This window comes from Streptomyces sp. NPDC046716 (assembly GCF_040645755.1).
Taxonomy (GTDB): Bacteria; Actinomycetota; Actinomycetes; order Streptomycetales; family Streptomycetaceae; genus Streptomyces.
The window spans coordinates 42,715-51,322 of the sequence record NZ_JBEYYU010000061.1; the positions used below are offsets into that span (position 1 = coordinate 42,715).

Genomic DNA, 8,608 nt, shown 5'->3' on the forward strand with positions numbered 1-8,608 from the left:
TCGGGGGTCTGCTTGAGTCGGGGCCGGCGGGTGGTCGTCACCCGGGCCCGTCTTGCTCGCGTCGCCGAGGAGGAACCCTTGAGACCACATCCACCGGCAGGACCGCCCCGCCGGGGGTACGCGTGAAAGCCCTGCTCCTGGCGGGCGGGACCGGCAGCAGACTGCGTCCCTTCACCCACACCGGAGCCAAACAGCTCCTGCCGATCGCCAACCGGCCCGTGCTCTTCTACGCGCTGGACGCGCTGGCCGCGGCCGGTGTCACCGAGACCGGCATCGTCGTCGGCGCGCACGAACCGGAGATCCGGCACGCCGCGGGCGACGGCTCGGCGTTCGGCCTGCGGCTCACCTACCTCCGCCAGGAGCACCCCCTGGGCCTCGCCCACGCGGTGCTCGTCGCCCGCGACTTCCTCGGCGACGACGACTTCCTCCTCTACCTCGGCGACAACTACCTCCCCGACGGCGTCCACGGCTTTCTCCACCGGGCCCGCACGACGCCGGCCGCCGCGCGACTGCTCCTGACCCGGGTCGCCGACCCCACCGCCTTCGGCGTCGCGCAGCTCGACCCCGCGAACGACGAGCGGGTCATCGGCCTGGAGGAGAAACCCGAACGCCCGCGCAGCGACCTCGCCCTGGTCGGCGTCTACGCCTTCACGCCCGCCGTCCACGACGCGGTCCGCGCCATCACCCCGTCCGCGCGCGGCGAGCTGGAGCTCACCCACGCCGTGCAGTGGATGATCGAGCAGGGGCTGCCCGTCCGCGCCGAGACCACCACCGCGCCCTGGCGCGACACCGGCAACGTCGACGACATGCTGGAGGCCAACCGGCAGGTCCTCGACACCCTGGTCGGAACGGTCGAGGGCAAGGTCGACGCGTGCAGCACCGTGCGCGGCCGGGTCAGCATCGCCGAGGGCGCGGTCGTGCGCGGCTCCCGGATCACCGGACCGGTGATCATCGGGGCCGGGGCGGTCGTCACCGGATCCCACATCGGTCCGTACACTGCCGTCGCCGAGGGCTGTCGCGTCGAGGACAGCGCGATCGCCCACTCGGTGCTGCTACCCGGGGCGCGGGTGGCGGGCGCCGCGCGCATCGAGGACTCCCTCATCGGGCGCGGCGCGGTCGTCGCACCCGCGCCCGCCCTGTCCCGGGCCCACCGGCTCGTCATCGGAGACCACAGCAAGGTGCACCTGACCTCATGACGCGACGCCTCCTCGTCACCGGCGGAGCCGGCTTCATCGGCTCCGCCTACGCGCGCGCCCTGCTCGGCCCCGCCGGGCCGCCCGCCGTCCGGGTGACCGTGCTCGACGCCCTCACCTACGCGGGCAGCACGGCGCGGCTCGACGCCGTGCACGACGATCCCCGGCTCACCTTCGTGCACGGCGACGTGTGCGACGCCCCGCTCGTGGACCGGCTCGCCGCCCAGCACGACGACATCGTGCACTTCGCCGCCGAGTCCCACGTCGACCGCTCGATCGAGTCCGGCGCCGCCTTCGCCCGCACCAATGTGCTCGGCACCCAGACCCTCCTGGACGCGGCACTGCGCCACGGCATCCGCACCTTCGTGCAGATCTCGACCGACGAGGTGTACGGCGACCTGCCCACCGGGGCGGCCACCGAGGACACCGCGCTGAGCCCCAACTCGCCCTACGCGGCGTCGAAGGCGGCCGCCGACCACCTCGCGCTGGCCCACCACCGCACCCACGGCCTCGACGTCCGGGTCACCCGCTGCTCCAACAACTTCGGCCCGTACCAGCACCCCGAGAAGCTGATCCCGCGCTTCCTCACCGCCCTGCTCGACGGCGGCACGGTCCCGGTCTACGGCGACGGGCTGCAGATCCGCGACTGGCTGCACGTCGACGACCACGTACGCGGCATCGAACTGGTCCGCACCGCCGGCCGCCCCGGCCGCACGTACAACATCGGCGGCGGCACCTCCCTGACCAACCTCGACCTCACCCGCCGCCTGCTGACCCTGTGCGGAGCGGGCCCGGAGCGGATCCGCCACGTCACGGACCGCAAGGGCCACGACCGGCGCTACGCCGTGGACCACACCCGCATCACCGAGGAACTGGGCTACCGGCCGGGCGGCGACTTCGAACGGCGCCTCGCGGACACCGCCCGCTGGTACCGGGAGCACACGGACTGGTGGACGTCCCTGCACGCGGCGGCCTGACCGGACGATACTGACCGGCATGCCCCTGTCGCTGCATCACATCGTGATCGACGCCCACGACCTGCCGGGCCTGGCCCGTTTCTGGGCGGCGGCGCTGCGCTGGCGGATCCTGTCCGAGCGGGACCGGGAGATCGTGATCGGGCCGGACGAGACCGCCCCCGTGGGCATCTGCTTCATGCCGGTGAGCGACCCGAAGACGGTCAAGAACCGGCTGCACCTGGATCTGACGTCGGCGGCGGGGGACCGGGCGGAGGAGATCGAGCGGCTGCTCGCGCTCGGCGCCCGGCGGGCGGACGTCGGGCAGCGCGGCGACGAGTCGTGGACCGTGCTCGCCGACCCGGAGGGCAATGAGTTCTGCGTGGTCCGGCCGAAGGAGACGCTCATCGGCTGACCGCGGACAGCGGCCGCGGCCCGCTCAGTCGCGCCGGTCGGGCGCCGCCGCCGTCGAACCGCGGACGACCAGCTCCGGCATGAACACGAACTCCGTGTGCGGCGCGGGCGTCCCGCCGATCTCCTCCAGGACCGCGCGCACCGCCGCCTGCCCCATGGCCTGCACCGGCTGACGGATCGTCGTCAGCGGCGGATCGGTGAAGGCGATCAGCGGGGAGTCGTCGAAGCCCACCACCGACACGTCCTGCGGGACCCGGTGGCCCGCCTGGCGGGCGGCGCGGATCGCGCCCAGCGCCATCATGTCGCTGGCGCACACGATGGCTGTGCAACCTTGCGCAAGAAGTGCCGCGGCCGCCGCCTGTCCGCCCTCCATCGTGTAAAGGGAGTGCTGGACCAGCTCCTCGCTCTGCTCCGTGCCGAGGCCCAGCTGCTCGGCCATGCCCGACTGGAAGCCCTCGATCTTGCGCTGCACGGGCACGAACCGGCGCGGGCCGACGGCCAGGCCGATCCGGGTGTGCCCGAGCGAGGCGAGATGCTGCACGGACAGCCGGGTCGCGGCCCGGTCGTCGGTGGACACGAACGGCGCCTTGATCTGCGCCGAGAAGCCGTTGACGAGGACGAACGGGATGCCCTGGCCGCGCAGTTGGTCGTAGCGCTGGGTGTCGGCCGTGGTGTCGGCGTGCAGCCCGGACACGTAGATGATCCCGGAGACGCTGCGCTCCACGAGCATCTCGGTCAGCTCGTCCTCCGTGGACCCGCCCGGGGTCTGGGTGGCGAGCACCGGCGTGTAGCCCTGGCGGGTCAGCGCCTGGCCGATGACCTGCGCGAGCGCGGGGAAGATGGGGTTGTCCAGCTCCGGGGTGATCAGGCCGACCAGGCCGGCGCTGCGGGTGCGCAGTCGCGGCGGCCGCTCGTAACCGAGCACGTCGAGCGCGGCCATGACGGATTCGCGGGTGCCGGAGGCCACACCGGGCTTGCCGTTGAGCACGCGGCTGACTGTGGCTTCGCTGACCCCCGCCTGGGCTGCAATGTCGGAGAGCCGCGCGGTCATGGCATTGGACTGTACCGGTTGCCTGCGGGAATGCCCACCGACAGGGAGAAACCGCTGCCCGCAACTTCTTTGGAAGGTGTTGCAGAGCGTTGTGGGGTCGTGAACCGGCCGCGACGACGGGCCAACGCGACGTCTTGCGCACGCATTTGCAGACCATTGGCGGGCTTATGTCCGTGTCTGGAGGTGGGAGTCAAGCGATCCTCCGGCAACCTTCAGGACACGGCGATGTAACGATGACTCCGTCTTGCAGAAATTTCGCGCAAGGTCTTTCGCCGCGCTTTCCACGCTGTTACGTTCACGTCGCCCGGCGGCCGCAGCGGAGCGTCCGGCAAGTCGGTCAGGGGAGCGGTCGGGACCGTGCCCCCATCCACTCACGGGCTTTCACTCTCTAGGAGATCTCATGCGGCGTGGCATAGCGGCCACCGCGGTGGTGGCGTCCCTCGCACTCGCGGCGACGGCCTGTGGCGGTAGCGACGACGACGGCGGCAAGTCCTCGGGGCCGGTCACCATCACGTGGTGGGACACGTCGAACGCCACGAACGAGTCGCCCACGTTCAAGGCCTTGGTCAAGGACTTCGAGAAGGCCAACAAGGGCATCAAGGTCAAGTACGTCAACGTGCCGTTCGACCAGGCGCAGAACAAGTTCGACACCGCGGCCGGTGCCAGCGGCGCCCCGGACGTGCTGCGCGCCGAGGTCGGCTGGACGCCCGCCTTCGCGAAGAAGAGCTACCTGCTGCCGCTGGACGGCACCGAGGCCCTCGCGGACAAGGACAAGTTCAAGCCGAACCTGATCAAGCAGGCCCAGTACGAGGGCAAGACCTACGGCGTTCCGCTGCTCACCGACACCCTCGGGCTCGTCTACAACAAGGCCCTCTTCAAGAAGGCCGGCATCACCGAGGCGCCCACCACCTGGGACGACCTGAAGAAGGACGCCGCCACCATCAAGGCGAAGACCGGCGTCGACGGCTACTTCGGCTCCGAGAAGGGCTACTACTTCGAGCCCTTCCTGCTGGGCGAGGGCGTCGACACCGTCGACGCCGCCGCCAAGAAGATCACCCTGGACTCGGCCGAGGGCCAGAAGGCCGCCAAGACCTGGCTGAGCACCTTCAACGGCAAGGGCCTGCACAAGGCCGACATCACCGCCGACTCGTACGCCCACCGCCAGGACGCCTTCGTCAACGGCAAGGTCGCCATGACGATCGAGGGCCCGTGGGAGGTCACCAACTTCTACAAGGGCTCGGCGTTCAAGGACAAGGCGAACCTCGGCGTCGCCACCGTCCCGGCCGGCTCCTCCGGCAAGGCGGGCGCCCCGACCGGCGGCCACAACCTGTCGGTGTACGCGGGTTCGGACAAGGCCCACCAGGACGCGTCCCTGAAGTTCGTCCAGTGGATGACGTCGGCGAAGACGCAGACGCAGATCGCGCTGAAGAACTCGACGCTGCCGACGCGCGACGACGCCTACACCTCCGAGGTCACCTCCGACCCGGGCCTGGCCGGCTTCCAGAAGGTGCTGGCCGCCGCCTCGCCGCGCCCCGAACTGCCCGAGTACAGCTCGCTGTGGGGCCCGCTCGACACCGAGCTGCCGAAGGCCGCGAGCGGCAAGGAGAGCCTGGACAAGATGTTCACCTCCGTCACCACCCAGTACGGCAAGCTCCTGCCCGACGGCTTCACCAAGTAACCGAGCACGCCCCTGATCAGGTGCCGCGGTCCCACCCGACAGCCCGCCCCGCGCGTGGGACCGCGGCACCCGCACTCCGTACCACCCCGAAGCCGTGCACCACCCGCAGACCAGAAGGTGTTCCCCATGACTGTCGCCGTCGAGCGCCCGGCCGCCCCCAGCGGAGGTGACCGCGGCCGGCGTCCGGGCCTCATAGCCCGGCTCAAGAACGGTTACCAGAAGCACTGGTACGCGTACGCCATGATCGCCCCGGTGGTCGCCGTACTCGCGCTGATCGTGCTCTACCCCCTGGTCCGCGGCTTCTACCTGACGCTCACCGACGCCGACAGCCTCAACTCGGCCCGCACCATCGGCGTCAACCACATCGACGCCACCTACAAGTTCATCGGCCTCGACAACTACGCCGACATCCTGTGGGGGCCCACCTCCTACGACCGTTTCTGGTCGCACTTCATCTGGACGATCGTCTGGACGGCGTCCTGCGTCACGCTGCACTACGTGATCGGGCTCGGCCTCGCGCTGCTGCTCAACCAGAAGGACCTGCGCGCCCGCACCGCCTACCGGCTGATGCTGATCCTGCCGTGGGCGGTCCCGACCTTCGTCACCGTCTTCGCCTGGCGGTTCATGCTCGCCGACTCCGGCGTCATCAACACCACGCTCGACGCCCTGAGTCTGCCCTCGCCGTCCTGGCTCGAGGACCCCCTCTTCCAGCAGATCGCCGCGATCCTCGTCAACACCTGGTGCGGTGTGCCGTTCATGATGGTCTCGCTGCTCGGCGGGCTCCAGTCCATCGACTCGACGCTCTACGAGGCCGCCGAGATGGACGGCGCGAGCGCCTGGCAGCAGTTCCGCAACGTGACCCTGCCCGGCCTGCGCTCGGTCAGCTCCACGGTGGTCCTGCTCGGCATCATCTGGACGTTCAACCAGTTCGCCATCATCTTCCTGCTCTTCGGCAACACCGCGCCGGACGCGCAGATCCTCGTCACCTGGGCCTACTACCTCGGCTTCGGCCAGACACCCCGCGACTACGCCCAGTCCGCCACGTACGGCGTGCTGCTCCTGTCCCTTCTCATCGTCTTCACCTCCGTCTACCGCCGCTGGCTGAACCGCAATGACGTTCAAGCCGCCATCTGACGCCGCAGGAGCAGCCACCGCCATGAGCACCGAGACCCTGACGAAGACCCCCGTCCCCGAACCCGCCGCGGCCCCGCGGTACGTGAACGCGCCCCAGCGCGGCCGGCGCAGCCGCAAGGCGTCCTTCGCCACCCATGCCGTCCTCATCGTGGCGAGCCTCGTCGCGCTGTTCCCGATCGCCTGGCTGGTCTTCCTCTCCCTCGGCCCGGACAAGGACGACTACCTCCACCCGTCGCGGATCCTCGACACGGCGACCCTGAGCAACTACACGTACGTGCTCGGGCAGACCAACTTCCTGAAGTGGCTGGGCAACACGCTCATCGTGTCGCTCGGCACCACCGTGATCGGCGTGCTCGTCGCCGCCACCAGCGGCTACGCGGTGTCGCGGATGCGCTTCCCGGGCTACCGGAAGTTCATGTGGGTCCTGCTGGTCACGCAGATGTTCCCCATCGCGGTCCTCATGGTCCCGATGTACGTGATCCTCTCGGACCTCGGCCTCATCGACACCTACGCCGGCCTGATCATCGTCTATCTGACGACCGCCGTGCCGTACTGCGCCTGGCTGATGAAGGGCTATTTCGACACGATCCCCCTGGAGATCGACGAGGCGGGCCGGGTCGACGGGCTCTCGCCGTTCGGTACGTTCTTCCGCCTCATCCTGCCGCTGGCCCGGCCGGGTCTCGCCGTCGCCGCGTTCTACACCATGATCACGGCATGGAGCGAGGTCGCCTTCGCCACGACCTTCTTGCTCGACGACCAGAAGTACACCCTCGCGGTGGGACTCCAGAGCTTCATCAGCGAGCATGACGCACAGCGCCAGTACATGGCGGCGACGGCCGTGCTGATCGCCGTCCCGATCTCCGCGGTCTTCTACCTCGTCCAGAAGAACCTGGTCACCGGTCTGACCGCCGGCGGCACCAAGGGCTGAACCGCCCCGCACCACCCACCAGTCGTCCAGCCCCTCACGTCTCAAGGACACCATGAGCCAGCACTCCACGGACCAGTCAGCTGTGCCCGCTTCGTTTGCCACCACGACCCGCGAGGCCGCCGACTGGTGGCGGGACGCGGTGATCTACCAGGTGTACCCGCGCAGTTTCGCCGACAGTGATGCCGATGGGACGGGTGATCTGGAGGGCATCCGGCGCCGTCTGCCGTACCTGAAGGAGCTGGGGGCGGATGCCGTCTGGTTGTCGCCGTTCTACGCGTCCCCGCAGGCCGACGGCGGCTACGACGTCGCGGACTACCGGGCCGTCGACCCGATGTACGGCACGCTGCTCGACGCCGATGCGGTGATCCGGGACGCGCACGACTTGGGGCTGCGGATCATCGTGGACCTCGTGCCGAACCACTCCTCGGACCAGCACGAGTGGTTCAAGCGGGCGGTGGCGGAGGGTTCCGGGTCGCCGCTGCGGGACCGCTACCACTTCCGCCCCGGCAAGGGCGAGAGCGGTGAACTGCCCCCGAACGACTGGGAGTCCATCTTCGGTGGTCCGGCGTGGACGCGGCTGCCGGACGGGGAGTGGTACCTCCATCTGTTCGCGCCGGAGCAGCCGGACTTCAACTGGGAGCATCCGGCGGTCGCGGACGAGTTCCGGTCGATCCTGCGTTTCTGGCTCGACATGGGTGTGGACGGTTTCCGGATCGATGTGGCGCACGGTCTGGTGAAGGCGGAGGGGCTGCCGGACCTCGGTGGCGGTGATCAGTTGAAGTTGCTGGGCAACGATGTCATGCCGTTCTTCGACCAGGACGGTGTGCACGCGATCTACCGTTCGTGGCGGACGATCCTGGACGAGTACGACGGTGAGCGGATCTTCGTCGCGGAGGCGTGGACCCCGACCGTGGAGCGCACCGCGAACTATGTGCGTCCTGACGAGCTGCACCAGGCCTTCAACTTCCAGTACCTGGGCGCCCCTTGGGAGGCCGACGAGCTCCGGAAGATCATCGACACGTCGCTGGACGCGATGCGTCCGGTGGGCGCGCCGGCGACCTGGGTGCTGTCGAACCACGACGTGACGCGGCATGCGACGCGGTACGCGAATCCGTCGGGTCTGGGTACGCAGATCAGGACGGCGGGCGACCGGGAACTGGGGCTGCGCCGGGCCCGCGCGGCCACCCTGTTGATGCTGGCGCTGCCGGGTTCGGCGTACATCTACCAGGGCGAGGAGCTGGGCCTGCCGGACGTCAC

8 protein-coding genes are annotated in these 8,608 nt (G+C 69.6%); 7 read left to right on the top strand and 1 reads right to left on the bottom strand.

Annotated features, from left to right (window positions below):
• Positions 1–122: 122 nt before the first annotated feature.
• The 3 genes from ABZ930_RS33445 to ABZ930_RS33455 are packed head-to-tail and all read left to right on the top strand — an operon-like array spanning position 123 to position 2,561.
• Entirely contained in the window at positions 123–1,196 is a 1,074-nt protein-coding gene (locus tag ABZ930_RS33445; protein ID WP_361556408.1) for a glucose-1-phosphate thymidylyltransferase, read from the top strand.
• Positions 1,193–2,170 carry a dTDP-glucose 4,6-dehydratase gene (rfbB, locus tag ABZ930_RS33450; RefSeq protein ID WP_361556411.1) on the top strand — a complete coding sequence of 326 codons (978 nt, stop codon included), beginning with the start codon at positions 1,193–1,195 and terminating at the stop codon, positions 2,168–2,170. Before ABZ930_RS33445 ends, rfbB begins: the two co-directional genes overlap by 4 nt.
• 19 nt (positions 2,171–2,189) lie before the next feature.
• The gene (locus ABZ930_RS33455) at positions 2,190–2,561 is read left to right on the top strand and encodes a VOC family protein (protein ID WP_361556414.1); all 372 of its coding nucleotides are present in this window, start codon (positions 2,190–2,192) and stop codon (positions 2,559–2,561) included.
• A gap of 24 nt (positions 2,562–2,585) precedes the next feature.
• On the opposite strand, the gene ABZ930_RS33460 is transcribed toward ABZ930_RS33455, so the two are convergent.
• The gene (locus tag ABZ930_RS33460) at positions 2,586–3,611 is read right to left on the bottom strand and encodes a LacI family DNA-binding transcriptional regulator (RefSeq protein WP_361556417.1); all 1,026 of its coding nucleotides are present in this window, start codon (positions 3,609–3,611) and stop codon (positions 2,586–2,588) included.
• A 400-nt stretch (positions 3,612–4,011) separates the two neighbouring features.
• Here ABZ930_RS33460 and ABZ930_RS33465 point away from each other — a divergent pair, with 400 nt between their 5' ends.
• From ABZ930_RS33465 to ABZ930_RS33480, 4 genes are all read left to right on the top strand, one after another.
• Positions 4,012–5,289 (top strand): extracellular solute-binding protein, encoded by a 1,278-nt coding sequence (locus ABZ930_RS33465; RefSeq protein ID WP_361556420.1) that lies wholly within the window; start codon positions 4,012–4,014, stop codon positions 5,287–5,289.
• A gap of 126 nt (positions 5,290–5,415) precedes the next feature.
• Complete coding sequence (locus ABZ930_RS33470; RefSeq protein WP_361556423.1) at positions 5,416–6,423, top strand: sugar ABC transporter permease; 1,008 nt, start codon at positions 5,416–5,418, stop codon at positions 6,421–6,423.
• A gap of 22 nt (positions 6,424–6,445) precedes the next feature.
• The gene (locus tag ABZ930_RS33475) at positions 6,446–7,351 is read left to right on the top strand and encodes a carbohydrate ABC transporter permease (RefSeq protein WP_361556426.1); all 906 of its coding nucleotides are present in this window, start codon (positions 6,446–6,448) and stop codon (positions 7,349–7,351) included.
• Positions 7,352–7,403: 52 nt separating this feature from the next.
• A partial coding sequence (locus tag ABZ930_RS33480; RefSeq protein ID WP_361556429.1) for a glycoside hydrolase family 13 protein occupies positions 7,404–8,608 on the top strand: 1,205 nt, incomplete at its 3' end.

Coding starts and splice junctions, on each gene's coding strand:
- ABZ930_RS33455 (WP_361556414.1), top strand. CDS start 2,190: ATGCCCCTGTCGCTGCATCACATCGTGATCGACGCCCACGACCTGCCG.
- rfbB (WP_361556411.1), top strand. CDS start 1,193: ATGACGCGACGCCTCCTCGTCACCGGCGGAGCCGGCTTCATCGGCTCC.
- ABZ930_RS33470 (WP_361556423.1), top strand. CDS start 5,416: ATGACTGTCGCCGTCGAGCGCCCGGCCGCCCCCAGCGGAGGTGACCGC.
- ABZ930_RS33475 (WP_361556426.1), top strand. CDS start 6,446: ATGAGCACCGAGACCCTGACGAAGACCCCCGTCCCCGAACCCGCCGCG.
- ABZ930_RS33460 (WP_361556417.1), bottom strand. CDS start 3,611: ATGACCGCGCGGCTCTCCGACATTGCAGCCCAGGCGGGGGTCAGCGAA.
- ABZ930_RS33465 (WP_361556420.1), top strand. CDS start 4,012: ATGCGGCGTGGCATAGCGGCCACCGCGGTGGTGGCGTCCCTCGCACTC.